Source organism: Sphingomonas sp. ASY06-1R (assembly GCF_052180265.1).
Taxonomy (GTDB): Bacteria; Pseudomonadota; Alphaproteobacteria; order Sphingomonadales; family Sphingomonadaceae; genus Sphingomonas_I.
Map to the genome: position 1 here is coordinate 917,737 of NZ_CP197464.1, position 24,757 is coordinate 942,493.

The window sequence follows — 24,757 nt, forward strand, 5'->3', positions numbered from 1 at the left end:
AAATAGCCCTTATCGTGCAAGACTATTTTACTGAGGGTTTTGCCATCACCATCGCGACGCCGGCGGACAGGCCCGGGCTCGTCGCTGCGATGCGAACTGGCCCGGCGGTGCTGCCGATCCGAACGATGGCCTGGGCCAGACCGTGGAACGCTCTGCGCGTGCTTGCATGGTCTGCCTCCAGGCAGGTCGGATCGCCATTGCCGACGCCAATCACCTCCGCATCCCCCACGACGCTGAAATGCAGCGGGCTCGCAGCATCGGGTACGGGGCGCCCACGCCGGTCGACGATCTCGGCGCGCACCACCACAACGTCGTCGCCGCTTGCGACCGGCAGCCGCTTGTCCGCCGTCAATATGACCGCCGCAGCGGGGCCTGCGGTCTCGCGGACGGCCTGTGTGACGCGGCGCCCGGAATTATAGCCTCTCGCCTCGATCCGGCCTGGTGCGTAGGCGACGTTCCACACCAGGTGCCGATTACGTGGCATGGCCTTGCGGCCAAGCGAACGGCCGTTGAGCAGCAGCTCCACTTCCTCGCAATTGCCGTGCACCCACACCTCGATCGGCATGCCGTCCCGCCCCGGCCAGGTCCAGTGGGGCAACAGGTGGACCAGCGGCACGTCCGGGCGCCACCAGCTGCGATAATAATAATAATTGTCCTTGGGGAAGCCGCACGTGTCGAGCACGCCGAAGTAGCTCGAGATGCTGGGAAATTGCGAATAAGGCGTCGGCTCGCCGCGATAGTCGAAGCCGGTCCAGATGAAGCCGCCGGCGATATAGGGCCGCTCCGCCGCGATCGACCACCAGCTTTCCGCGGTCGAGGCCCACCATGGATGTTCGGTGTCGTAGGCGCGCATGACATGGGCGGCGGCATCATTGGCATAGGCGCCGCGCGTGGCGACCGTGCTGCCCGTCTCCGATCCGTAAACAGGCACGTCCGGATGGGCTGAATGGAAGGCCTCGATCTGATCGGTGCGGTAATTGAAACCAACCACATCGACAACCTTGGCCGCGCCTTTGTCCCAGCTATTGTCGAACGCGAAGGTGGTCGGCCGGGTAGGATCCAGCGTGCGCACCCGGGCCTGCATGGCGGCGGTCACCCGCGCGCCGCGGGCGGTGCCCTGTTGCGGTTCCTCATTGCCGAGTGACCAGGCGATCACGCAAGGGTGGTTGCGGTCGCGCCGCACGATCCGCTCCAGTTCGTCCATCGATTCCGGATCGCTGCTGTTGCGCCGCGCCTCGACGATCATCAGCATGCCCTTGGCGTCGCACTGGTCCAGCAGCGCCGTCGCCGGCGGATTGTGTGCGCTGCGCCACGCATTCGAGCCCATGGCTTTCAGCTGGTCGATCCGCCAGCCGTGCAGCGCATCCGGAATGCCCGTGCCGACGCCGGCATGATCCTGATGGTTGCACGTGCCCAGCAGCTTTACCGCTTTGCCGTTGAGCAGGAAGCCTTGGGCCGGATCGAAGTGGATCGTGCGGATGCCGAATGGGGTGTCGAAGCGATCGACCACGACGCCCTCCACCACCACCTCGGTATGGAGACGGTAGAGAAGGGGCGTGTCGACCGACCAGAGTTTCGGCGCGGGCAAGACCACGTGCGCGGTTGCGCTGGCCCGGCCACGCGCCGCGATGGTCAGTGCGGCGGCCGTGAGCGACGCAACCGAATGGCCGGAGGGATCGTAAATTGTCTGGTTAAGCTGTGCCACCACCGGCGCCGACGTGTCGTTGGCAATATCAATGGTCGCGGACACGTCCGCGCCATCGGGCCCGACGGCGCAAGACACGAAGCTGCCATGATATGCGACATGGATTGCCGCCGTGCGCACCAGATCGACATTGCGGTAGAGGCCCGCGCCTTCGTAAAACCAGCCTTCGCCAAGCGAGGCGTCGACGCGCACCGCAACGACGTTGGGCCCGCCGTCATAATCCAGGAAATCGCCGATCGGCACGGCGAACGGCGCATAGCCGCTGGCATTGGTCGCGACGACATAGCCGTTGATGAAGACGATGCTGTCGCGAAACACGCCGTCAAATTCCAACCACAGGCTGCGATCCCGATCTGCGGCGCTGATCGTCAGCGCGGTGCGGTACCAGCCGATGCTATTTTCCGGATGGTCCCGCCCGATCGCCTTGAAGCCATGCGCGGCAACCGCATCCTCGCTCTCCTTTGTCGCAGGCACGGCCGGCTTTGCGAACGGAAGCTCCACCGCCCAATCGTGCGGAATGCGGACTTTGCGCCATGCTGTGTCGTCGAAATTGGGCTGCGCGGCATCCGCGGTCGCGGCGCCGGCCTTGGCGAAGGTCCGCTGGTTGCGCCCATATCCGAAATCTCGATCCTGATCGGCGGCGTGACCAAGGTGGAAGCGCCATTCGCTGAGACGGATAGTGCGTGCGGTGGCGGTGCTTGGCGCAGCGGCTATTGTCGCCGGGACCAATCCCGTCGCAGCAACGCCCGCCAGGCTCGCTCCGGACTGCAGAAATTCACGACGGGAAGGCACAGCGACATCCTAATTATGTGATAATTAGGTGCGCGATAGAATATCGTGGTGCCGGGTGCGAGCTATTTTGCCGGCGTCATGCCTCGGCCCTGTCGCTTGAGCCGATCCTCCAGTGGTGAAAATTACGGACAGGCACCGTTCGAGCGAGGACGTCCGGTCATGTGGCGGCGCGCGCCCTAAAGCGCTATGATGAGCACCGGCAAGCTGGTCCGGGGATCTCCGGCGATCTGCAGGATATAGGCGCCCGGCGTGAAGGCATAATCGACCGTTTTGCGGAGCGAGGAGCATGCGGGCCCGGGCGCATTGCCCGTTGGCGCGACGCGTTGCCCGCCCTTGACGATCCCGATCGCGACGTCGGAGCCCAGTGCGATACGATAGGTGCCCGCGCGCTCGATCGTGAAGCTGGCGAGACCGCCATGGCTGCCCGACGCATTGCGGCCCCGCGGAGGTACGATGAAGTGCACCTCTGCCACCGGCATCAGCGAAATATCGGTGCGCCGACCGATCGTCAGCTGGGCCTGTTCCAGGTCTGTCGCGGTGTGGGCGGCGCTGAGCGGCATCGCCATGTCCCACGCCGCCAGCGCGGGGGGAATGGGGGCCGGTCCGGTCATGCAGCTTGGGCCGATCATGGGATCCTGCGCGGCTGCCGGCCCGGTCACCATTGCCGCAAGCGCGAGCATCATCGGTCGCGTCAGGTTTCGCGTCACATCATGCCCCCATTGTCATTGCGGGCGCATAGAGCGCGCACCGAGCAGCGTCGAGCACGCCGTCTTGAGACGCGGACAAGAGCGGGCCGTATCCGTGGCCCGCTCCTCCTTGACCGTACCTTATTCCTCGGCGGCTTCGGCCTCTGCCTTGGTCTTGTGGCTGATGCCCTGCTCTTCGGCGGGCGGCGAGTAGACGGTGAACAGCTTGAGCGGCTCTTCGCCCTTATTGATGATGTTGTGCTTGGCGCCCTTGGGGATGACGATCATGCGGCTGGCGACCACCTTGGTGCGGCTGCCATCCACGACGGCCTGGCCTTCGCCGGAGACGAAGAAGGTCGTCTGATCGGCGTCATGCGTTTCTTCGCCAATGTCGTCGCCAGGCTCGATGCTCATCAAGACGATTTGGCAATTATCGTCATAATAAACTTCCTTCTGGAAGTTTTTGTTCTTGGTCGCGAGGTCGATCACGTCCTTGTTGAAAATGGCCATCTCGGTCGTTCCTGTCGGGGTGTGGCGGCGAAGATCGCCAGGGATTTCAATCACTCGCCCGGATCGGGAGGCCCCTGTCCGAACGTGCCCCCTGAACGCGGAGCGTAGGTAATGGCTCCGCATCGACTTGCCTATTTATGGGATATTCTTTCGCGACGATGACCAGAGACGCTGCCGTCAGCTCCAGCCCAGCCCCAGAGCCTTTTGGATCGCCACGAAATCCTGTGTCAGCCCCGCCTGTGCCAGCGACAGATTTTGCCGAACCGCAATTTGCTGGCGCTGGGTGTCCAGAAGATCGGTCAAGGTCGTCGTGCCCGCCCGATAGCGTTGCAGCGACAGCGCCACCGCCTCGTCCGCCGAGAGCTGCGCGCGCGCCTGCGCCGCCACCACCAGCCGACGGTTGCGATAGCGCGACAGCGATCCCTCGGCATCGCGCAGCGCGGCCAGCACCGCCCCGCGATATTGCGCGGCGGCCTCGTCGCGCGCGGCCTCGGCCTGCGTTACCCGCGCTTTGTTGCGGCCGAAATCCAGAAAGCTCCAGCTGAGCTGCGGCGCCCCTAAGGCAGCCACGTTACCAAGATCGGACAGGTCCGACAGTGATGTGCCGCCAAGGCCGATCAGACCCATCAGGCTCAACCGCGGGAAACGGGCGGCTTGTGCCGCGCCAATCCGCGCGGTGCGCGCCGCCAATGTCCGTTCGGCCGCCCGAATGTCCGGCCGGCGTTGCAGCAGCGCGGCGGGATCGCCGATTGCGACCGCGGTCGGCGGCAAGGGCACGGGCGCCGCCTGCGCCAGGGCGGCGTCGACCGCGCCCGGCGCCTGGCCGGTGAGCGTGGCTAGTTCGTCAAGATATTGCTCCCGCTCCGCATCCAGCGGGACGGTATCCGCACGCGTATTCTCCAGCTGCGTCTGCAGGCGGACCACGTCCAGCCGGGACGCCGTGCCCTGTCCGAAGCGCTGACGGGTCAGCGCCAGCATCTGCTCCTGCATCGCAACCGATTGGGCGTTGAGCGCGATCCGCTGCTGGCGATCGCGCAGATTGACATAGGCTTGGGCGATTTCGGCGGTGAGGCTGACCTGCGCATCGGCCAGACTGGCTTCGGCCGATTGCGCCTCGGCACGCGCGGCCTCGATCGTGCGGCGCTGGCCACCGAACAGGTCGATCTCCCAGCTCGCATCGAAGCCGACATTGTACAGGTTCAGGCTGGTCGTCGTGCCGGAGCCGCTGTCATTATCGGGGCTGCTGTTCCCGCCGCCCAGATCGACGCCGGGAAGCCGTGCATGCGCATATAGCGCCACGGCGCTTGCGGTCGGCGCCTGATTGGCACGTTCCAGGTGGAATGCGGCGCGTGCCTGCCGCAGGCGGGCCGCCGCCGCGGCCAGATCGGGGCTAGCCGCAAGTGCCTGCGTTTCCAGCGCGTTGAGCGTCGGATCGTTCAGTTGCTCCCACCAGCGCGCCACCCCCGGCGCCGGAGCGACCGCCAGGTCGCCGACGCGGGCAAAGCCGGCATGGCTGAGATCGCCTGCGGCGGCCGGCGGTCCCGTATAATTGGGTCCTACCGTGCAGCCGGCCAGCAACAGGCCGGCCAGCGGGAAGGCGAAGAAAGCGAAGGTGCGCATCCGAGGGTCCTTAATGCGCCGCCACGGGGGCACGCCCCCGCTGCAACGGCCGCAGGAACAGGATCAGCGGCGACACGCACAATATGCCGACCGTCAGGATCCAGAATAAATCGATATAGGTCATGGTCAGCGCCTGGGTCTGGATCGTGGCTTCCAGCGCGCGGAGCGCGGCGCTCTGGCTGCCCAGCGCCTGCGATTGACCCGCGACGTAGGTTTGCACGTCGACCGAGTTGGCCGACAGCGTCTCCTCCATCCGCCGGCTGTGGAGCCATAGCCGCTGGTCCTGGATCACCGCGATGCCCGCCAAAGCGAGCGAGCCGCCAAGATTACGGGCCGCATTATACAGGCCGGCCGCATCGCTCGCCTGCTCGCGGGGCACCGATTGGATCGCCGCCTGATTGAGGAACAGCATCGCGAAGATCGTGCCCGTCCCGCGCAGCAGCTGCGAATAGACGAAGGCGCCGCCGGTCGAGAGCGCGGTCAGATCGGTTTCCATATAAGCGCTCAGCGCAAGCAGGCCCATGCCGATCGAGACTGCGACGCGGATATCGAAGGCGCGCATCAGGATCGGCGTGATCGCGATGAGCATCAGCGTCGGCACGCCCGACAGCAGCACGATCACGCCCGCCTGGAAACTGTTGTAGCCCGCCACCGTCGCAAGGAATTGGGGGATCACATAGGAGGTGCCGTAAATCACCATGCCCACGACCGTCACCATCGCGACCACGCTGCCAAATTGACGGTCGAGCAGCAGCTTGAGCCGGATCACCGGGCGTTTCGCCACGGCCTGACCTGCGAACAGCAGGAGGAAGCCGATCGCGGACATCACCGCCAGCCAGCAGATAGTGGGCGAGGAGAACCATTGCTCGCGCTCCCCTTCTTCCAGCACCACCGTCAGCCCGCCCAACCCGAAGGCCAGACCGGCGATGCCGAGCCAGTCGGCCTCGCGCAGCACGTCCAGCTTGGGCTTGTTGTGGGGCAGGCCGACGAGCAGCAGCACGACGAGCGCGGCGCAGACAGGCAGGTTGAGGAAGAAGGCATAATGCCAGCTGACATTCTCGGTCAGCCAGCCGCCGATCACGGGCCCTACGACGGGGCCGAGCACGGCGGTCGCACCGAACATGGCGGTGCCGATCGGCTGCTGGTGGCGGGGCAGGCGGGTGGCGATGATGGTCTGCGCGGTCGGGATCATCGCACCGCCGGTGAAGCCCTGGCCGACGCGGCCGATGATCATCATCGTCAGTGTGTTGGACAGGCCGCAGACCATCGAGAAGATCGTGAACAGGATCGCCGCCGTCAGCAGCAAGGTCCGCAGGCCCAGTAGCCGCTCGAGCCAGCCGGCAAGCGGAATGATGATGATTTCCGCCACCAGATAGGCGGTCGCGATCCACGTGCCCTCGGTGCCGCTGGCGCCGATCTCCCCCTGGATCGTGGGCAGGGAGGAATTGACGATCGAGATGTCGAGCGTCGCCATCAGCGCGCCCAGCGTGCCGGCGGCGACCGCCAGCCAGGCGGCCGTGTCCGCCCGCTCCAGATGGTCGGGCGCTTGCGAGGCGGCAGCGCTGCTCACCGGGCGGCCTGATTCAGTCTTTTCTGCTGATCCTTGATGCGATCTTCAGCACCCTTGGCCGAGATCGTATCGACCTTCACCGTCAAGGAGAGGCCCGGCACCAGCACGGCGCGCGCTTCCGGCCCGGCCTCGATGGCAATCCGCACTGGCACCCGCTGCACGATCTTGGTGAAATTGCCCGTCGCATTCTGCGGCGGCAGCAGCGAGAATTCGGCCCCGGTGCCTGGGGATACGCTCTGTACCCGGCCGCGCAAATGGACCCCCGGCAGCGCATCGACCTCGACTGTCACCGGCTGGCCGACCCGCATCCGGCCGATCTGCGTCTCCTTGAAATTGGCGGCGACGTAGAGCGCGCCGAGGGGGACGACCGACATCATCCGCGTACCCGATTGCACGAACTGCCCAACGCGTACGGTCTTATCGCCAACGCGCCCGTCGACGCTGGCCCGTACCACCGTCGACCCAACATTGACGTTCGCCGCGCGTAATTGCGCCTGTGCGCTTTCGCCTTGCGCGCGTGCCTGGCGGATCTGCGCCTTCAGCGATCCGATGCGGCGCTCGGCGCTGGTCAGGGCCGCCTGTTGTGCGGCGACCCGGCTCGCGGCTTGCGCGGCCTGATTGCGCAGCGTGTTCAATTTCTCGCGGGTTTCCGCGCCGGATGCGGCAAGCGGCGTGTAGCGCGTGACTTCCTCGGCAGCGAAGCGCGCATCGCTGCGAGCGACCGCGAGCTCGGCCCGCGCCTGGCTGATCGCGGCTTGCTGTTCGCCGATCGTCGCGCGGACGTTGGCGGCATTGGCCTCGGCCACGTCGACCTGCGCCTGGAATTGTGCCGATTGGGCGCGATAATCCCGCGGATCGATGCGAACGAGGGGCTGGCCGGCCTTCACATCCTGGTTGTCGGCGACCAGTACCTGCTCCACATAGCCGGATATCTTGGGCGATACGGTTACGGAATCCGCCCGCAGATAGGCGTCGTTGGTGCTTTCTACATATTTGCCGCGCGTCTCATAATGGATGAACCATGCCAGCAGCAGGATCAGCGCCAACGGGCCGAGAATTAGCAGCGCGCGACGGAATGTCCGTCCGCGTGCGGACGCCGGCTTGGCATCGCCGGGTGCGCCCTGCGCATCGTCTGTCATGTCGATTTCGTTCCGTATCATCCGACTCGTGGCCGGCTTGTTGCGTCTGTAACGAAGCTGTGGCAAGCCCATTTAATATGGGACCATGTGATTTCCAGTGACGGATCTCAACGAAATCGCGGACGAGCTGCGTAATTTCTATTTGCGCGCGCACCGGGCGATTGACCGGGCGATGAAGATGGAAGGCGTGTCACTGGCGCGGGCCAAATTGCTGAAGTTTATCGCCAACGAAGGCGCGGCGCGTTCGGCGGACATCGGCACCACCTTCGGATTTTCGCCGCGAACCGTCACCGAAGCGATCGACGCGCTGGAACGGGATGGCCTTGTCCAGCGCACGCCGGACCCCAGCGACCGGCGCGCCAAGCGCCTTTCAATTACGCCGGCAGGCGAGGCGGCCCTCGCGGCATCCGAGCCGGTCCGGCAAAAATTTCTCACCGAGGTCTTTGGCATATTGTCGGATGAGGAGCGGCAAGCGCTGTCCAGGGCGTTGCACAAAATGAATGATCGGCTCGAACAGATTGACGTCGATTGATGCGTCCCCACATGGGCGTCATCCTCGCCGCGTCGTAACGCTTTTTCCGACCTCGCTTTAAAGGGCGTCCATGCCGCCAATCCTTTCCGTCGCCGCCGCGACCAAGCGTTACAAGTCGGGGCTCGTCGCCCTCGATCATGTCGATCTGGAGATCCAGCGGGGCGAGATCTTCGCCCTGCTCGGGCCCAACGGCGCGGGCAAGACGACCCTGATCAGCCTCGTCTGCGGTACGGTCTCGATCACGTCCGGCACGATCACCGTCGACGGACATGATATCGCCACGGATTATCGGGCGGCACGCGCGAAAATCGGTCTCGTGCCGCAGGAAGTCGCCGTCGATATTTTCGCAACCGTCTTCGGCACGGTAAGCTTTAGCCGCGGGCTGTTCGGACGTGCCCCTAATCCCGCCTATATCGAACAATTGCTGCGCGATCTGTCGCTATGGGACAAGCGCGACAGCAAGATCATCGAACTATCGGGCGGCATGAAGCGCCGGGTGATGATCGCCAAGGCCCTCAGCCACGAGCCCGACCTGCTCTTCCTCGACGAGCCCACGGCGGGCGTCGACGTCAACCTGCGGCGCGATATGTGGGCGCTCGTGCGCAAGCTGCGCGAGAAGGGCACCACGATCATCCTCACCACCCATTATATCGAGGAGGCGGAGGAGATGGCCGATCGCGTGGGCGTGATCGATCATGGCCGCGTCCTGCTGGTGGAAGAGAAAGCGGCGCTGATGCGCAAGCTTGGCAAACGGCGGCTCACGCTTGCGTTGCAGGAACCGATGGAGGCTGTGCCGGCCGCTTTGGCGGCATGGCCGCTCACACTCGAACAGGATGGATCGCAACTGGTCTATACGTTCGATGCGGAAGCCGAAGACACGGGCATGCCCTCGTTACTGCGGCGGATGGGCGAGCTTGGCATCGACTATCGCGATCTCGACACCTCGCGGAGTTCGCTGGAGGATATTTTCGTGACTTTGGTGGAGCGTCCGGCATGAGCGGCATCAACGCGTTCGGCATGAAGGCGATCTACAAGACCGAAATGGCGCGCACGTTGCGCACCGTGTGGCAGAGCATCGCCACGCCGGTCATCACCACCGCGTTATATTTCATCGTCTTTGGCGGGGCGATCGGATCGCGCATGCCCAAGCTCGGCGGAGACGTGGAATATGGCGGGTTCATCGTCCCCGGCCTGATCATGCTGACCTTGCTGACGCAGAGCATCAGCAATGCGTCCATCGGCATCTATTTCCCGAAGTTCACCGGCACGATCTTCGAGATCCTGTCGGCGCCGATGTCCTATGTGGAGACGGTCGCAGCCTATGGGGGCGCGGCCGCCACCAAGTCAGTTGTGATCGGCCTGATCATCCTGGTGACGTCGACCTTCTTTACCGACGTGCGGATCGTCCATCCGGTGTGGATGGTGGCATTCCTGCTGCTGACGTCGATCGCGTTCAGCCTGTTCGGCTTCATCATCGGCATCTGGGCGAAAAGCTTTGAGCAGCTGGCGATCATACCGGCGTTGATCGTGACCCCGCTCACATTCCTGGGCGGGGCCTTTTACCCGATCGACATGCTGCGCGAACCGTGGCGCACGGTCAGCCTGTTCAATCCCGTCGTCTACCTGGTCAGCGGATTTCGCTGGAGCTTCTACGGGGTTGGCGATGTCGGCGTCGCCGAAAGCCTCGCAGTCACCGCGGGCTTCCTGGTCGCGTGTCTTGTCCTGCTCTGGTGGATCTTCAAGACCGGCTGGCGGCTGAAGCCCTGAACCTTTCAGGCATGCATCATACGGGAGGGGATCCGCGATACCGGGCCGGTGATGACCTTGCTCTTGTAGATGCGACCGATCGTCGCGGCATCGTCGCCATTCTTCAGGACGATGCGGGTCCCGCCGGAAACGAGAGCCTCGATCTGGGTGATCGCGACCTTCTGCTTCACGCACGTGGCGAGGACATGCTCCTGCGGAGCATCGAGGTTCAGTGCGCGTGACATTGTGAAAATCTCCTGCGCGGTCTCGCCGCGCCAGCCGGAATAGGCGCGCTATGTCTAGCATAGATTGGAAACAGAGTCGCGCTGTTTGACAGGCGCGCAATCGATACGGAAATAATCCGGCAATCATGCATCGGATCAACCCGGCCGCCGGCGCAGGTTGATTTTCCCGGGATCATAGCCTATTTGGAAGATGCTAACGTCGCCTGCGACGGAATTCGATGCCTTCAACGGCAATTGTTCCATTTCACGCTTCACGGCCCTTCCGGCGCTTTGCCGGGGGAAACCCCGTTTTCGTGAAAGGAAACATCCATGCCAGTAGGCACCGTAAAATTCTTCAACAACGATAAGGGCTTCGGCTTCATTGCGCCTGATGATGGCGGCAAGGACAGCTTCGTACATATCAGCGCCGTCGAGCGCGCCGGCATGGCAACCCTCGATCAGAACCAGCGCCTGCGCTACGAGGTCGAAGCCGACCAGCGTGGCCGTGAATCGGCGGTCAATCTCGAGGCTGCATAATCGTATGGCCAAAGAAGATCTGATGACCTTCGACGGCCTGATCGATGAGATCTTGCCGGACGGGCGTTTCCGCGTCCTGCTCGACAATGATCACAGGATCATCGCATACACGGCTGGACGGATGCGGCGTAACCGCATTCGTTCGGTCGTGGGCGATCGTGTTCAGGTCGAAATGACCCCTTACGATCTCGATAAGGGGCGCATCATTTTCCGCGAACCGACGGCCCGCGTCGTTGGATCCGGGCAGCGGCGGACATTCCGGCGCTAGCAACCAACCATTTTGTTTGAAAACGCGCGCGATCAACGCGCGCACCAGGAAATATGCACACACAATCACTGACATCCGTGGCGCATTCGCGCCGCGCCCAATCACGCGTTCCCACATCTTACCTTCCCAGGCAGCAGCAGCTGCGCTCGCCTTTGTCGCGGGCGGATATGCGCCGGATCGTTGCCGAAATGCTCGGCTGATCCTGTCACGCGCCGGAAGCAATTTCAGGTCAGGAGCCTTCTTATGTCTACTACCAGCGATTTGTATCTGGCGCGTGCGGAAGACGCCGCTCAACAGGCTGCAGCGACCAACCTCGCCAATGTGAAGGAGAGCTGCTTGCGCTCCGAAGCGGCATGGCGCCTTATGGCGGAGCGCGCGATCCGTGCCGAAAATATGCGCGATGCCGCGCGGCCAGCCGAAGGGAATGACGCATGAACAAACCGTTCCGCAATCGCTTTTCCGGTCCGCGTCTTTCGCCTGAGGAAGCTGCACGGCAGGGGCGGGCGACCAGCTTGGCCTTTGACACGCTCGGCAAGTCCGACGCGGTGATCGCTTTTCTCAATACCGACGATCCCGCGCTCGGCGGCCGTCCGCTGGATCTCGCGATCGCGAGCCCGGAAGGCCTGTTGAGCGTGGAACGTGCCTTGGCAGCGCGCAAGACCGCCTGACCAACTGGTTAGGATGGTGCCGTGCTGCTGACGATCCATCACCGTACGACCTATCTTTACGCCCGTGCGGTCGCCTTGCTGCCCCATCGGCTGTTGCTGTGCCCGCGCGGCCAGCATGATCTGAAGCTGGTCACCCGGCGGCTGGATTGCGCGCCGCCGGCCCGGCTTGATTGGAGCCAGGATGCGTTCGGCAACTTGATCGCCACCGCTATGTTTGCCGAGCCGACCGATCGCTTGGTCATCGACAGCCACTTGCTGGTTGAACAATGCGCAGAGGCGTGGCCCGTGTTCACGATCGCGCCTTCCGCGCATCGTCATCCCTTCGCCTACGCGCCCGACGAGCTGCTCGATCTCGGCGCGCTGCTCGTGCCGGCATCCACCGGACGGGACGATGCCTTGGCGGCCTGGGTGGCGGGGTTCGGGGGCGAGTTGCCGTCCGATACATTGTCGCTGCTGCAGGCGATCAACAGCCGCATCAATCGCGATATCGGCTACCGCCAGCGCGACGAAGAAGGCACGCAGTCGGCCGAGGACACGCTTGCGCTTGCCAGCGGCTCGTGCCGCGATCTTGCGACCCTGTTCATCGAAACCGCCCGCCGCCTCGGCTTTGCCGCGCGCGCAGTGTCAGGTTACCTTTATGACGATAGCAGCGGTGGCGAGGGACAGCATGGGGCGACCCATGCCTGGGCCGAAATCTACCTGCCCGATGCTGGCTGGATTGCCTTCGATCCCACCAATGCGCGCATGGGCAGCGCCAATCTCGTGCCCGTCGCGGTCGCACGTACCATCGCGCAGATCATGCCAATCACCGGCGGCTATGTCGGCGCGGCAGAGGATTTCGTCGACATGCAGGTCGACGTGCAGGTCACGGCCGGCGGATCGCCGTAACGATATGCCGCTGCGGCGTCGCGCGTGCCCAGCATCAGCGTGCCGTCGTTCTGTGATGATTTGAAAATAATTATTGTTTTACGATAATAGAGCACGCATTGGATGTCGCCGTGGAGGCGGCATGATTCGACACATAAGGCACTTTGGACAGAGCGAGCCACCGGCACCGCGCGATCGGCTGGCGCGTCGTGGTCAGCTCTTCTTCGTCGTCGCGTGTGCCGTCATGGCGCTCATGGCGGCGACTGCTGCGCTGGAGGTGCTGTTGCTGCTGTTTCGTGTCGGAGACCGCGCTGGCATGTTGAATGGCGGCTTTTCCTTTGTCGTCACCAAGGACGATCCGGTCGGATTGCCGTCCGGCTTCATTGCGATCTCGCGCTACAGGATCTGGCAGTCCACACTTGCGGCGGGTCTGCTGACGTTGCGCCTGATCCCCGGTCTGGTCGTCCTGTCCAGCTTGATCGGCCTTTTCCGTCTTCATGCCCGAGGCCTGGTCTTCACGACCGAGAATGAAGTGCTGATGCGGCGGATCGCATGGGCCCTGATCGCCTATGCCATTGTGCCGCTCATCACCCACGCCACCTTGTATCTTGCGGGGATGAGCCCTGTCCCGCTCAAGCTGGAACTGCGCCAGCTTGATGCTGCAGTGCTGGGCACGCTTCTGTTCGCGTTCGTGAACATCCTTGCGTTCGGTTCGGAGATTGAGCGCGACCGTGCCGGATTCTTTTGATGGCGATTGTCGTCCGTCTCGACGTGATGCTCGCAAAGCGGAAAATGCGTTCCAAGGATCTGGCGCGCGCGATCGGCGCGACCGAAGCGAACCTGTCGCTCTTCAAATCGGGCAAGGTCAAAGGTCTCCGCTTCGAGACGTTGGACGCAATCTGTCGACATCTCGACTGCCAGCCCGGCGACCTGCTCGAATACGACCCGGATAGCCCGACCGGCACCTGATCGAGCGGCGGTCAGGCCGAACCTTCACCCTGCACTAATGGAGAAGATGATGCGTCCAATTTCGGCGATTGCAGCCTTATGCGCGCTGCTCAGCACCTCTGCCGGAACATCCGTGCCGATGACCCCGGCCGGCAATGGCCATCTGGTCGTTCCCGCTTTCGTCAACGGGAAGGGAACCGTGCCCTTCATCCTCGATACCGGGGCGGACGAATCCAGCGTCTATGACTGGTTCGCCAAGCAACAGCGTCTTGCCGCCGGCACCGCGATCAGTGTGACCGGGATGACCGGCGCTGCAATGATGGCGACCTATCGTCTCGGCAGCATCAGCGTGGACGGCCGGACCATCCGCGACGTCGCGGTGACGGGGCTTCCCGATCGCAGGGATCGTGCAATAACTGCCGGTGTCGCAGGCAACGATCTCATGGATGGCGCGATTGCGACGTTCGATTATCCGTGCCGCACGGTGACGCTTATCGCCAAGCCGGTGTCCATGCGGCAACTGGTTTCGCCGAAGGCCGTGATGGTCGAGGGGGGATCGGTTCTGGACGGAACGCAGCTCAGCTTCCCCGTCATCCTAAATGGCGCCCGTGGGACGGCGATCCTCGACACGGGCTCACGCGGCACGCAGATCAACGGGGCGTTCGCCCGATCGGCTGGGCTTGATGTGCATGGCGCTGATTTCGGACCTGGTGAAACGCTCTATGGCGTCGCGTCACGCGCGACGGAAACGCGCGAAGGCAAGGTCGCGACAATGGCCTTCGCCGGCTACAGGATCACAGGCCTGACGGTGCGGGTCGCGGATCTGGCCGTCTTCAAAGCCTGGGGCCTGGAGGACAAGCCGGCCATGATCTTCGGTATCAACGCAATGCAGGGATTAAGGGTGATCTACGATCACCAGGCAAAGCGCTTCTGGTTCGATCGCTCACGCTGCAAGGCACCAGTTTGACCGGCGCATCGCCGGGATGTGGAAGGACCGATCCGTCGGTGCAATTCGACATCCACCGAGGCAGCGGTGGAGCGCGGCGGCTGACGAGCGGCATAGTAGATCAACCGAACCCGCATTTCACGGTGACGATGAAAGTCACAAACCCCGCGACAAAGTTCGGCGGGACAGTGCATAAACGTTCATGGCCTATGCAATTCTGGGGGTGGCGATCCTCGCCGAGGTGATCGCGACGTCGTTCATGAAGCAGTCGAACGGCTTCACCAAGCTGGGGCCGTCGATCGTCACCGCCATCGGCTACGGCATCGCATTCTTCTGTCTCTCGCAGGTCTTAAAGACGATCCCGACGGGCGTTGCTTATGCGATCTGGTCCGGCGTCGGAATCGTGCTGATCGCGAGCGCGGCGTGGGCATTTCATGGGCAAAAGCTGGACGCGCCGGCAATGATCGGCATGGCCCTCATCATTGCCGGGGTTATCGTCATGAACGTCTTCTCGAAGGTCGTGCACTAGGTGCAGACCTGTTCCAAGCGGTCCTGACCTTGACCGTGCGTTGCTGGCGTTAAGTCCCGCCCGATCAGGCAAGACCCACACTGCATAATCGCGATTTTAACGCAGAACATATGCCGTCGCTCGGCACGCCATCTCGTTTCCCTATGCGCGTGCTGCCTAATGCGGAACCTCGAGTTTAAGCGCGAGGACCTAACGTGCAGGACATCATCTGGATCGGCATCATGCTGGGACTGGTAGCGGCAACGCTCGCCTATGTCCGGCTGTGCGACAATGCGTGAGGGGCTTGGCAGCATGACCCTCGACCTCTGGCTCGCCGCGTTCACCGCGATTGGCCTTCTCCTCTATCTCGTGGCCGTGCTTTTGCGGCCCGAGCGCTTCTGACGGGAGCGGCATCATGACACTCCAGGGCTGGATCCTGATCCTCGCATTTTTGGCCATCCTGCTGGCGCTCGCCAAGCCGATGGGTCTGTGGCTGTTCGCGCTGTATGAAGGGCGTCGGACGCCGCTTCATGTCGCGCTCGGCCCGGTCGAACGCGGCTTTTACCGTCTCGCCGGCGTCGATCCGGCCGCCGAGATGGGCTGGCGGCGCTATGCCGTTCACATGCTGCTGTTCAACGTCGCACTGACGCTGTTCACCTACGCCATCTTGCGGCTGCAGGCGTCTCTGCCGCTCAACGCGCCTGGCATGACCGGTATCACGCCGGATGGTGCCGCCAACGCCGCGGTGAGCTTCGCCACCAACACCAACTGGCAATGGTATTCAGGCGAGGCGGCCATGTCGAACCTCAGCCAGATGCTGGCGCTGGCGATCCACAACTTCACCTCGGCCGCGACCGGCATTGCGCTTGCCTTTGCGCTGTTCCGCGGTTTCGCCCGCCGTCAGGCGGCGACGCTCGGCAATTTCTGGGCGGATATGACGCGGGTCACGCTCTACCTGCTGTTGCCGATTTGCGTGCTGTACGCGGTTTATCTGATCGCGAGCGGCGTGCCACAAACGCTCACCCAACAGGTTACTGCTAACACCGTGGAAGGTGCCAAGCAGGTGATCGCCCTCGGGCCGGTCGCGTCGCAGGAAGCGATCAAGATGCTCGGCACCAATGGCGGCGGCTTCTTCAACGCCAACAGCGCGCATCCTTTCGAAAATCCCAGTGCGCTAACCAATCTGGTGCAGATGCTGTCGATCTTCGCGATCGGTGTCGGCCTGACTTGGTGCTTCGGCAAGGCGGTTGGCAATGTGCGGCAGGGCTGGGCGATCCTGGCGGCCATGTTGATCATGTTCACGGCCGGCGTTGCGGTTTGCTATTGGCAGGAAGCCGCGGGCAACCCGATGCTGCACCAGCTTGGCCTCGTCGGCGGCAATATGGAGGGCAAGGAGGTGCGCTTTGGCACCGCGGCGTCCTCTCTGTTCGCCGTCGTTACCACCGCCGCCTCCTGCGGCGCCGTCAACGCCATGCACGACAGCTTCACCGCGATCGGCGGGCTCATCCCGATCTTCAACATGCAGTTGGGTGAGATCGTCGTCGGTGGCGTCGGCGCAGGCATTTACGGCTTCCTGCTGTTCGCCATCCTCGCCGTGTTCGTCGCGGGCCTGATGGTCGGGCGCACGCCGGAATATGTCGGCAAGAAGATCGAAAGCCGCGAAGTGAAGCTGGCCGTGCTGGCGATCGCGGCGCTGCCACTGGCCATCCTGGGCGGCACCGCCATTGCCAGCGTCACCACGGCCGGGCTCGCCGGACCGCTCAACAAGGGGCCGCACGGCTTCTCGGAGATACTCTACGCCTTCACCAGCGCGGTCGCCAATAACGGGTCGGCCTTTGGCGGGATCACGTCGGGAACGCCCTTCTACAACGGCATGCTCGCGGTATGCATGTGGATCGGCCGCTTCTTCGTGATCGTACCGATGCTCGCCATTGCCGGCAGCCTCGCGGCGAAGAAGCACACGCCGGAAAGCGCGGGTTCCTTCCCCACCACGGGCGGGCTGTGGGTCGGTCTTCTGATCGGGGTCATCCTGATCATGGGCGGCCTTACCTTCCTGCCGAGCCTCGCGCTTGGCCCCATCGCCGATCATCTTGCGATGATCAGCGGCAATCTCTCCTGATCGGGACGCAAATCATGGCGCGCACCGCTACCAAATCCCTGTTCACTGCCGACCTGCTGCTGCCGGCGATCGGGCAGTCCTTCGTCAAGCTCAGCCCGCGCCAGCTGGTGCGCAATCCGGTGATGTTCGTCACCGCCTGCGTTGCCCTGCTGCTGACCATCCTGCTCGTACTGGGTCATGACAGTCTGGCCTTCGGGTTCAAGGCCCAGCTCGTGGTCTGGCTGTGGCTGACCGTGCTCTTCGGCACCTTCGCCGAAGCGCTCGCGGAAGGCCGCGGCAAGGCGCAGGCGGCAAGCCTGCGCGCCACCAAGGCGGAACTCACCGCGCGCCGGATCAAGGGCAGCACGAGCGAGGATGTTCCCGCCAGCGCGTTACGCATCGGCGATATCGTCCTGGTCGAAACCGGCGACCTCATCCCCTCGGACGGCGAAGTCGTCGAAGGCGTCGCGTCGGTCAACGAAGCCGCCATCACCGGGGAAAGCGCGCCCGTGATCCGTGAGGCGGGCGGCGATCGTTCCGCCGTTACCGCCGGCACGCGCGTCATCTCGGATCAGATCAAGGTGCGGGTCACCGTCAATCCCGGGCAGGGCTTCCTTGATCGCATGATCGCGCTGGTCGAAGGCGCGGAACGTCAGAAGACCCCCAATGAGATCGCGCTGACGATCTTGCTGGTCGGCCTCACGATCATCTTCCTGATCGCGGTCGGCACGGTGCCGAGCTTTGCGTCATACGCTGGCGGCGCCATTCCGGTGACGATGCTGGCAGCCCTGTTGATCACGCTGATCCCGACCACCATCGCGGCCTTGCTGTCTGCGATCGGCATTGCCGGCATGGACCGGCTGGTGCGCTTCAACGTGCTCGCAAAGTCGGGACGCGCGGTGGAGGCGGCAGGCGACATCGACGTGCTGCTGTTGGACAAGACCGGCACGATCACGATCGGCGACCGCCAGGCCAGCGAGTTCCGCCCCGTGGGTTCGGTCCATGTCGCCGAGCTGGCCGAAACGGCCTTGCTCGCCAGCCTGGCCGACGAAACGCCGGAAGGCCGCTCGGTCGTGGTCCTCGCGCGCGAGAAGTTCGGCATCAAGATCACGACCTTGCCGGACGACGCGCAGATCATTCCCTTCACGGCACAGACGCGCATCTCGGGCGTGAGCTTTGGATCGACGTTGATCCAGAAGGGCGCGGTGGATTCGATCCTCAAGGCCAATCCGGGCTCGGGCAACAGCACGGCCGCGACCGAATTGCGCCGCGCGACCGACGAAATCGCCCGTGCCGGCATGACGCCGTTGGCGGTCGCCAAGGATGGCCGCCTGCTGGGCGTGATCGCGCTCAAGGACGTGGTGAAGGCCGGTATCCGCGAACGGTTCGGTGAACTTCGGCAGATGGGCATCCGCACGGTGATGATCACCGGCGACAATCCGCTGACGGCGGCCGCCATTGCCGCCGAAGCCGGCGTTGACGATTTCCTCGCCCAGGCGACACCCGAAGACAAACTCGCGCTCATCCGTAGCGAGCAGCAGGAGGGCAAGCTGGTCGCCATGTGCGGCGACGGCACCAACGATGCGCCCGCGCTGGCCCAGGCCGATGTCGGCGTGGCGATGAATACGGGGACGCAAGCGGCGCGCGAGGCGGGCAATATGGTCGATCTCGACAGCGATCCGACCAAGCTGATCGAGGTCGTCGGTCTCGGCAAGCAGCTGCTGATGACGCGCGGCGCACTGACCACCTTTTCGGTGGCGAACGACGTGGCCAAATATTTCGCGATCATCCCGGCGATGTTCGTGATCCTCTATCCGGGGCTGGCCGTGCTCAACCTGATGCATCTGGCCACGCCTAACAGCGCGATCCTGTCGGCGATCATCTTCAACGCGCTGATCATCCCCGCGCTGGTTCCGCTGGCGCTCAAGGGCGTCACGTACAAGCCGATGGGGGCGGGGCCGCTCCTGCGGCGCAACCTCGCCATTTACGGGCTGGGCGGGCTGATCGCCCCGTTCGTTGGGATCAAGATCATCGATATCGCCGTCGCCGGTCTGGGCCTCGCATAACCGCCCGATCGGCAGGCGAAATTTTCCTCGGCGATACCGGGGAACGAGAGAAAGAAGATATCATGGGCAACGATTTCGTTTCTTCGCTGCGGCCGGCGATCGTCATGACCGCCTTGTTCGCGCTGCTGCTGGGCATCGCCTATCCGCTCGCGCTCACGGGGATCGGCCAGCTTGCTTTTCCGCACCAGACCAATGGCAGCCTGATCGAGGATCATGGCCGGGTCGTCGGGTCCGAGTTGCTGGCGCAGGGCTTCACCACCGACCGTTACTTCCACCCGCGCCCGTCTGCGGCGGGGAAGGGCTATGATCCGCTGGCATCGGCCGGCTCCAACCTCGGCCCGGCGTCGCAGGCGCTGCACGACCGTGTCGTTGGCGACATCAAGACACTGAAGGCCTCCGGTCCCAATGGCCCGGTTCCGCTGGATCTGGTGACGGCATCCGCGTCGGGCCTCGACCCCGATATCACGCCCGAGGCAGCTTTTTATCAGCTGCCGCGCGTCGCCAAGGCCCGCGGGATGGACGAACGGGCGCTGCGCGGGATCGTGGAGCGCGCGACCGCGCATCCGCTCTTGGGCTTCCTTGGCGAAGATCGCGTGAATGTGTTGCTGCTCAATCGACAGTTGGATGCTCTAGGCGCTAAACCAGCGCAGTGAGCGAAAGCGAAGACCGCCCCGATCCCGATGCCCTGCTCCGCGAAGCGGAGCAGGAGGGCCGGGGCAAGCTGAAGGTTTTCCTCGGCGCGGCACCCGGCGTCGGCAAAACCTACGAGATGCTGATCGAGGGCGCGGCGCGGTCGCGCGCCGGCGTCGACGTCGTGATCGGAGTCGTCGAAACACACGGGCGGGCGGAAACCGAAGCCCTGATCGCGGGGCATGAGATCGTGCCGCGCCAAACCATCGAATATCGCGGCCGGATGCTGGCGGAAATGGATCTCGACGCGATCCTGGCCCGCCGCCCGGCCTTGGTGCTCGTCGACGAACTGGCGCACACCAATGCGCCCCAGTGCCGCCATCCCAAACGCTACCAGGATGTCGAAGAGCTTCTGGCGGCGGGGATCGACGTCTTCTCGACCATCAACGTCCAGCATATCGAAAGCCTGAACGACGTCGTCGCGTCCTTCACGCGGGTGCGGGTCCGCGAAACCATTCCCGATCGCATCCTCGAAAGCGCGGAGATCGAGGTCGTCGATATCCCGCCCGACGAACTGATCGAGCGGCTGAAGGACGGCAAAGTCTATGTGCCGGACGAGGCGACGCGCGCGCTCGGCCATTATTTCTCCAAGTCGAACCTGTCCGCGCTGCGGGAGCTTGCGCTTCGCCGTGCCGCGCAGGCGGTCGATGCCCAGATGCTGGATTATGTCCGGACGCATGCGCTGGCCGGCAATTGGGCAGGGGGCGAGCGCATCCTGGTCGCGGTCAGCGAACTGCCGGGCGCCGATGGGCTGGTACGCGCCGCCAAGCGGATCGCCGACACGTTGCGCGCGCCATGGACCGCCCTCCACGTCGAAACGTCGCGCACCCAGAGCCTGGGCGAAGAGGAGCATAAGCGGGTTTCGGCCACGATGAACCTGGCAAGCCAATTGGGGGCGACCGTCGCGACCGTGCCGGCAAGCTCGGTCATCAGCGGCTTGAGCGCCTTCGCCACCGAAGCGCGCATCACCCAGCTGATCGTCGGCAAATCCGTCCGCTCGCGCTGGTTCGAACTGCGTCATGGATCGGTGGTCGATCGGCTGGTGCGGGGTATGCCCGGCGTCGCCGTGCACGTCCTGCCGATGGAACAGCGCCCGACATCCCAGCAGCGCACGCGGACGACGCCGGCGCGCAATTGGGGGCGGCGCAGCGATTATCTATGGGCGGCGACGATGGTCGCCGCCGTCACCGCATTCGGCACGGGGCTGAGCCATGTGCTCAATCTCAGCAATGTCGCTTTGCTGTATCTGCTGCCGGTGATGGCTTCGGCCAGTCTGTTCGGTCTGCGGGCGGGCTTGTTCGCCGGCCTGGCGTCCAGCCTCGCCTATAATTTCTTCTTCCTGCCGCCCACCGGCACGCTGACGATCAACAATCCCGAAAATGTGATCACGGTGCTGGTGCTGCTGGCGGTCGCCTCGGTCACCAGCCAATTTGCGGCACGCGTGCGCGCACAGGCGAACCTGGCATCGTCCAGCGCGCGCACCAATGCCGCGCTCGCCGGTTTCCTGGGCCAGATCACCAAGACATCGGGCGAGGATGATCTGGCCCAGGCGATCTGTGCGGAGGTTGGGCGGATCTTCGATGTCCACGCCATCCTGCTGGTCATGTCGCCTGATGGCCCCCAGGTGCGCGCCGCCAATCCGCCGCAGGATCGGCTGGATACGATCGATCTGGCCGCCGTCAGCTGGGTACTGGAACGCGGCGTGCCGGCCGGGCGCGGATCCGACACGCTGACCGCCTCGGACTGGCTATTCTATCCGCTGCGCAACATGTCGGGCACGCTGGCCGCGATCGGCATGAGCCGCGACGATGGCAGCGAGCCGGTCAAATCCGATCAGCTCCCCCTGCTGATGAACCTGCTCGATCAAGCCGCTCTGGCGATCGAGCGCACGCGCCTGTCGGACGAAATGCGCGGCATGGCGCAGCTGAAGGAGCGCGATCGCCTGCGGGCCGCTTTGCTGTCCTCGGTCAGCCATGATCTGCGCACGCCGCTCACCGCGATCATGGCATCGGTGACGGAATTGCGCAGCGCCTATAGCCCGGAAGTGGTCGATGGGATCGAGGCCGAAGCCCAGCGTCTGAACCGGTTCGTCGCCAATTTGCTGGATATGGCGCGGGTCGAGGCGGGGGCGCTCAAACTGCGGATCGAGGCGGTCGATCTGGCAGATGCGATTGCCAGCGCGGTGCATGATACGCGCCGCGCGCTGGATGGCCATGCTATCGAATTCGGCGTGGCGGCCGATCTGCCGCTGGTGCGGATCGACGCGCAGCTCTTCCATCATATTCTGATCAATTTGCTGGATAATGCCGGTCGCTACGCCGACCCCGATACGCCGATCGCGATCCGTGCCGAACGCCTGCCCGGCAGCCTGACCTTGTCCATCCTGGATCACGGGCCGGGGCTGCCGCCGGGTCGTGAGCGCGACGTGTTCGAAACCTTCCGCCGGATCGAGGGATCGGATCGCAAGCAGGCTGGCACGGGCCTTGGGCTGGCGATCGTCAAAGGATTTGCCGAAGCGATGGGGCTGGAGGTGGAGGCCGCCAATCGCGGCGATCCCGCCGGTGCCCGCTTCACCCTGCGCTTTCCCGAAGACCTGCTGGTCACCAACATGGACCCGGAATGAGCAACGCTGCCACGATCCTGATCATCGACGACGAGCCGCATATTCGACGGCTCCTGCACGGCACCCTGACCCGCGCGGACTATCGCGTGATCGAGGCCGGCTCTGCCCGCCAGGCGCTGGCCGAGATCGAGGCGAACCCGCCCGAGATCATCCTGCTGGATTTGGGCCTGCCCGATCGCGACGGACTGGAACTGCTTCCGTTGATCCAGCAGAAGGCCAGTAAGGCGGCGGTCATCGTCATCTCCGCGCGCGAGGCTACCGACGAAAAGGTCGCGGCGCTGGATCTCGGCGCGATCGATTATGTGACGAAGCCGTTCGATACCGAGGAATTGCTCGCCCGCGTGCGCGTCGCGCTGCGCAGCCGCGTCGTCGCCGACGGCGGCCGTTCCTCGGTGGAGGCCGGCGGCGTGGCGATCGATCTCGTCCAGCGCCGCATTCACAAGAATGGCGAGGAGGTTCATCTTACCCCTAAGGAATTCACCGTCGTTGCCGAGCTCGCGCGCTATCCCGGCCGGGTCATCACCCACGACAAGCTCCTCGCCGCGGTGTGGCCGCGCGATTATGAACGGCATATCGAATATCTGCGCGTGATCGTGCGCAACATCCGCCAGAAACTGGAGGACGATGCCGCCCAGCCGACCATCATCGTCAATGAGCTTGGTGTCGGTTACCGGTTGATCAGCACCAACTGAACAATGTCCGACCCCGCAGCGCCCCGCCGCGGGCGCGTGCCGTTTATGCAAATACTATGCGGTCGTAGGTATGGCACCCTCGTTTACCAATGCGGATGCGATCACATCGTTTGGCGGTGACGCATTGTTGCGCCGATCCGCGCGCCGGACGCCTTCTTCCGGCCGAGTCTCGTCCATGTTCATCGATCCAGCGGAAGCTGACCTAGAAGAACCCGACATAGCCGAACCCCACACAGCCGAACCGGTCGTGCTGCTGGTGGGCCGCGATACTGGCGGCCATTGGCTCGTCCAGCAGCGTGATGGCGCGCTGGAGGGCAGTTTCGTCTCCTGCGACGCCGCGTTGCGCTTCGCCCGGTGGGAGCGGCATGCTTATGCCGCCGCCATCGTCCGGCTCGTCGATGAGCCGCTGATATCCCGTCTCGCGGCATGACCCGCGCGCATCCGGCTCCGCTGCGGTCTTTCCGACAGCGGCCCGCAACCATGACGGATTTGCGATCAGGAAAGGTCGAATGATGTCCAAAATCCTGTTTGAACCGCGTGTCAGTCCACGCGGGCCGATGTTTCCCGCGTCCATGCTCGCACCGGCGATGCCCGCGATGTTTACCAACCCGCCTTCGGTCGATTCGCAGAGCGGCTTCGGCGCCGATGCGATCACCGCACGAATCGATCATGCGCTGCTGGACATGCGTGCCAGCGGCCGCCGCGCCTTGCGCATCCTGGATGTCGGCTGCGCCGATGGCGGCGCGTTGATTGAGGCGGTGCTGCATGCCGTGATGCTTGGTTTCGTCGCGATCGAAGCACGCGGTTTCGACAGCAAGCCCGATCTTGTCGATCGCGCCCGGGCAACCGCCGCCGGCATCCGCGATCCCCGGCTGGGACTGACGTTCGATGTGGCGGACGTCCTTGCGGCGCTGGCGGAGGAAGAGGATCACGGTGCCGACATCGTCCTGTGCCATTACGGGCTGCTGGCCGCGCTGCCGATGGACCTTCACGAATATGCGGTCGCTGAAATGCAGCGCGTCGCGGCGGTGGCGCTGATCTGCCTGGGCGGCGCGCAGTGACCCGCCCCGACCTCGTGGCACGGCTCGTCGGGGCCTGCCTGATCGCGGCCGGCTGGGGGAGTTCGCTTTGGCTGCGCGCCTTGGTGCCGGGACGGCCGGAACAGCCCACGCTGCTGGATTGCGCATTGGTCGTCGCGAGCTTCGTGTTGACGCTCGGCGGGGCATTGCTGGTGTTGAATGGCAAAAAGCTGTGCGAGAAACCGTGACGGCGATCCGCCCTTAGTGTCGGGGCCGAAATGATGTGTTTGTAATGGCAAGGAT

General features: G+C 64.2%; 28 protein-coding genes. 21 read left to right on the forward strand and 7 right to left on the reverse strand.

All coding sequences use genetic code 11. From position 1 onward, the window contains the following. Window positions 1-22: 22 nt before the first annotated feature. The 6 genes from galA to ACSBM8_RS04580 all read right to left on the reverse strand — a co-directional run bounded on the left by galA (window position 23) and on the right by ACSBM8_RS04580 (window position 8,022). Window positions 23-2,497, reverse strand: coding sequence for a beta-galactosidase GalA (galA, locus tag ACSBM8_RS04555; protein ID WP_442680470.1), 2,475 nt, complete (start codon window positions 2,495-2,497; stop codon window positions 23-25). A 176-nt stretch (window positions 2,498-2,673) separates the two neighbouring features. Then, entirely contained in the window at window positions 2,674-3,204 is a 531-nt protein-coding gene (locus ACSBM8_RS04560; RefSeq protein ID WP_442680471.1) for a homogentisate 1,2-dioxygenase, read from the reverse strand. A 120-nt stretch (window positions 3,205-3,324) separates the two neighbouring features. Continuing rightward, entirely contained in the window at window positions 3,325-3,693 is a 369-nt protein-coding gene (locus ACSBM8_RS04565) for a cupin domain-containing protein (protein ID WP_442680472.1), read from the reverse strand. 177 nt (window positions 3,694-3,870) lie between these two features. Next, window positions 3,871-5,313 carry an efflux transporter outer membrane subunit gene (locus tag ACSBM8_RS04570; protein WP_442680473.1) on the reverse strand — a complete coding sequence of 481 codons (1,443 nt, stop codon included), beginning with the start codon at window positions 5,311-5,313 and terminating at the stop codon, window positions 3,871-3,873. A gap of 10 nt (window positions 5,314-5,323) precedes the next feature. Then, entirely contained in the window at window positions 5,324-6,883 is a 1,560-nt protein-coding gene (locus ACSBM8_RS04575; RefSeq protein ID WP_442680474.1) for an MDR family MFS transporter, read from the reverse strand. Beyond that, window positions 6,880-8,022 carry an HlyD family secretion protein gene (locus ACSBM8_RS04580; RefSeq protein ID WP_442680475.1) on the reverse strand — a complete coding sequence of 381 codons (1,143 nt, stop codon included), beginning with the start codon at window positions 8,020-8,022 and terminating at the stop codon, window positions 6,880-6,882. Before ACSBM8_RS04580 ends, ACSBM8_RS04575 begins: the two co-directional genes overlap by 4 nt. Window positions 8,023-8,119: 97 nt before the next feature. Between ACSBM8_RS04580 and ACSBM8_RS04585 the strand changes: the two genes are divergently transcribed. The 3 genes from ACSBM8_RS04585 (at window position 8,120) to ACSBM8_RS04595 (ending at window position 10,321) form a co-directional block, all read left to right on the forward strand. Next, window positions 8,120-8,554, forward strand: coding sequence for a MarR family winged helix-turn-helix transcriptional regulator (locus ACSBM8_RS04585; protein WP_442680476.1), 435 nt, complete (start codon window positions 8,120-8,122; stop codon window positions 8,552-8,554). 70 nt (window positions 8,555-8,624) lie between these two features. Further along, the gene (locus ACSBM8_RS04590) at window positions 8,625-9,551 is read left to right on the forward strand and encodes an ABC transporter ATP-binding protein (protein ID WP_442680477.1); all 927 of its coding nucleotides are present in this window, start codon (window positions 8,625-8,627) and stop codon (window positions 9,549-9,551) included. Further along, window positions 9,548-10,321 (forward strand): ABC transporter permease, encoded by a 774-nt coding sequence (locus tag ACSBM8_RS04595; RefSeq protein ID WP_442680478.1) that lies wholly within the window; start codon window positions 9,548-9,550, stop codon window positions 10,319-10,321. The genes ACSBM8_RS04590 and ACSBM8_RS04595 overlap by 4 nt, the downstream gene beginning before the upstream one ends. Before the next feature lie 5 nt (window positions 10,322-10,326). Here the strand turns inward: ACSBM8_RS04595 and ACSBM8_RS04600 are convergent, their stop codons facing one another. Next, window positions 10,327-10,545 carry a hypothetical protein gene (locus tag ACSBM8_RS04600; protein ID WP_442680479.1) on the reverse strand — a complete coding sequence of 73 codons (219 nt, stop codon included), beginning with the start codon at window positions 10,543-10,545 and terminating at the stop codon, window positions 10,327-10,329. Window positions 10,546-10,854: 309 nt separating this feature from the next. Here ACSBM8_RS04600 and ACSBM8_RS04605 point away from each other — a divergent pair, with 309 nt between their 5' ends. The 18 genes from ACSBM8_RS04605 to ACSBM8_RS04690 all read left to right on the forward strand — a co-directional run bounded on the left by ACSBM8_RS04605 (window position 10,855) and on the right by ACSBM8_RS04690 (window position 24,702). Beyond that, window positions 10,855-11,061, forward strand: coding sequence for a cold-shock protein (locus ACSBM8_RS04605; RefSeq protein WP_442680480.1), 207 nt, complete (start codon window positions 10,855-10,857; stop codon window positions 11,059-11,061). A 4-nt stretch (window positions 11,062-11,065) separates the two neighbouring features. Beyond that, window positions 11,066-11,329, forward strand: a complete 264-nt coding sequence (infA, locus tag ACSBM8_RS04610) for a translation initiation factor IF-1 (RefSeq protein WP_420138125.1) — start codon at window positions 11,066-11,068, stop codon at window positions 11,327-11,329. A gap of 243 nt (window positions 11,330-11,572) precedes the next feature. Then, a complete protein-coding gene (locus ACSBM8_RS04615; RefSeq protein ID WP_442680481.1) occupies window positions 11,573-11,764 on the forward strand; it encodes a hypothetical protein in 192 nt (63 codons plus the stop codon). Further along, window positions 11,761-11,997 (forward strand): antitoxin Xre/MbcA/ParS toxin-binding domain-containing protein, encoded by a 237-nt coding sequence (locus ACSBM8_RS04620; RefSeq protein WP_442680482.1) that lies wholly within the window; start codon window positions 11,761-11,763, stop codon window positions 11,995-11,997. Before ACSBM8_RS04615 ends, ACSBM8_RS04620 begins: the two co-directional genes overlap by 4 nt. A 21-nt stretch (window positions 11,998-12,018) precedes the next feature. After that, entirely contained in the window at window positions 12,019-12,885 is an 867-nt protein-coding gene (locus ACSBM8_RS04625; RefSeq protein WP_442680483.1) for a transglutaminase family protein, read from the forward strand. Window positions 12,886-13,006: 121 nt separating this feature from the next. Next, on the forward strand, window positions 13,007-13,612 hold the full coding sequence (locus ACSBM8_RS04630; protein ID WP_442680484.1) for a hypothetical protein: 606 nt from the start codon (window positions 13,007-13,009) through the stop codon (window positions 13,610-13,612). Beyond that, window positions 13,612-13,833, forward strand: coding sequence for a helix-turn-helix domain-containing protein (locus tag ACSBM8_RS04635; RefSeq protein WP_442680485.1), 222 nt, complete (start codon window positions 13,612-13,614; stop codon window positions 13,831-13,833). The genes ACSBM8_RS04630 and ACSBM8_RS04635 overlap by 1 nt, the downstream gene beginning before the upstream one ends. A 46-nt stretch (window positions 13,834-13,879) precedes the next feature. Further along, window positions 13,880-14,779 (forward strand): aspartyl protease family protein, encoded by a 900-nt coding sequence (locus tag ACSBM8_RS04640; protein ID WP_442680486.1) that lies wholly within the window; start codon window positions 13,880-13,882, stop codon window positions 14,777-14,779. Between the two features lie 181 nt (window positions 14,780-14,960). Continuing rightward, window positions 14,961-15,287 (forward strand): SMR family transporter, encoded by a 327-nt coding sequence (locus ACSBM8_RS04645; protein WP_442680487.1) that lies wholly within the window; start codon window positions 14,961-14,963, stop codon window positions 15,285-15,287. Between the two features lie 291 nt (window positions 15,288-15,578). Continuing rightward, a complete protein-coding gene (gene kdpF / locus ACSBM8_RS04650; protein WP_442680488.1) occupies window positions 15,579-15,668 on the forward strand; it encodes a K(+)-transporting ATPase subunit F in 90 nt (29 codons plus the stop codon). A 13-nt stretch (window positions 15,669-15,681) separates the two neighbouring features. Beyond that, window positions 15,682-17,385, forward strand: coding sequence for a potassium-transporting ATPase subunit KdpA (gene kdpA / locus ACSBM8_RS04655; RefSeq protein WP_442680489.1), 1,704 nt, complete (start codon window positions 15,682-15,684; stop codon window positions 17,383-17,385). 14 nt (window positions 17,386-17,399) lie between these two features. Further along, window positions 17,400-19,430, forward strand: coding sequence for a potassium-transporting ATPase subunit KdpB (gene kdpB, locus ACSBM8_RS04660; RefSeq protein WP_442680490.1), 2,031 nt, complete (start codon window positions 17,400-17,402; stop codon window positions 19,428-19,430). A gap of 62 nt (window positions 19,431-19,492) precedes the next feature. Further along, on the forward strand, window positions 19,493-20,083 hold the full coding sequence (gene kdpC / locus ACSBM8_RS04665; RefSeq protein ID WP_442680491.1) for a potassium-transporting ATPase subunit KdpC: 591 nt from the start codon (window positions 19,493-19,495) through the stop codon (window positions 20,081-20,083). Beyond that, window positions 20,080-22,743 carry a DUF4118 domain-containing protein gene (locus tag ACSBM8_RS04670; RefSeq protein WP_442680492.1) on the forward strand — a complete coding sequence of 888 codons (2,664 nt, stop codon included), beginning with the start codon at window positions 20,080-20,082 and terminating at the stop codon, window positions 22,741-22,743. Before kdpC ends, ACSBM8_RS04670 begins: the two co-directional genes overlap by 4 nt. Then, complete coding sequence (locus ACSBM8_RS04675; protein WP_442680493.1) at window positions 22,740-23,435, forward strand: response regulator; 696 nt, start codon at window positions 22,740-22,742, stop codon at window positions 23,433-23,435. Before ACSBM8_RS04670 ends, ACSBM8_RS04675 begins: the two co-directional genes overlap by 4 nt. A 175-nt stretch (window positions 23,436-23,610) precedes the next feature. Further along, window positions 23,611-23,865 (forward strand): hypothetical protein, encoded by a 255-nt coding sequence (locus ACSBM8_RS04680; protein WP_442680494.1) that lies wholly within the window; start codon window positions 23,611-23,613, stop codon window positions 23,863-23,865. Between the two features lie 79 nt (window positions 23,866-23,944). Next, window positions 23,945-24,496, forward strand: a complete 552-nt coding sequence (locus ACSBM8_RS04685; RefSeq protein WP_442680495.1) for a methyltransferase domain-containing protein — start codon at window positions 23,945-23,947, stop codon at window positions 24,494-24,496. After that, window positions 24,493-24,702: a hypothetical protein gene (locus ACSBM8_RS04690; protein WP_442680496.1), complete on the forward strand. Its 210-nt coding sequence runs from the start codon at window positions 24,493-24,495 to the stop codon at window positions 24,700-24,702. The genes ACSBM8_RS04685 and ACSBM8_RS04690 overlap by 4 nt, the downstream gene beginning before the upstream one ends. The last annotated feature ends 55 nt before the right edge of the window (window positions 24,703-24,757 follow it).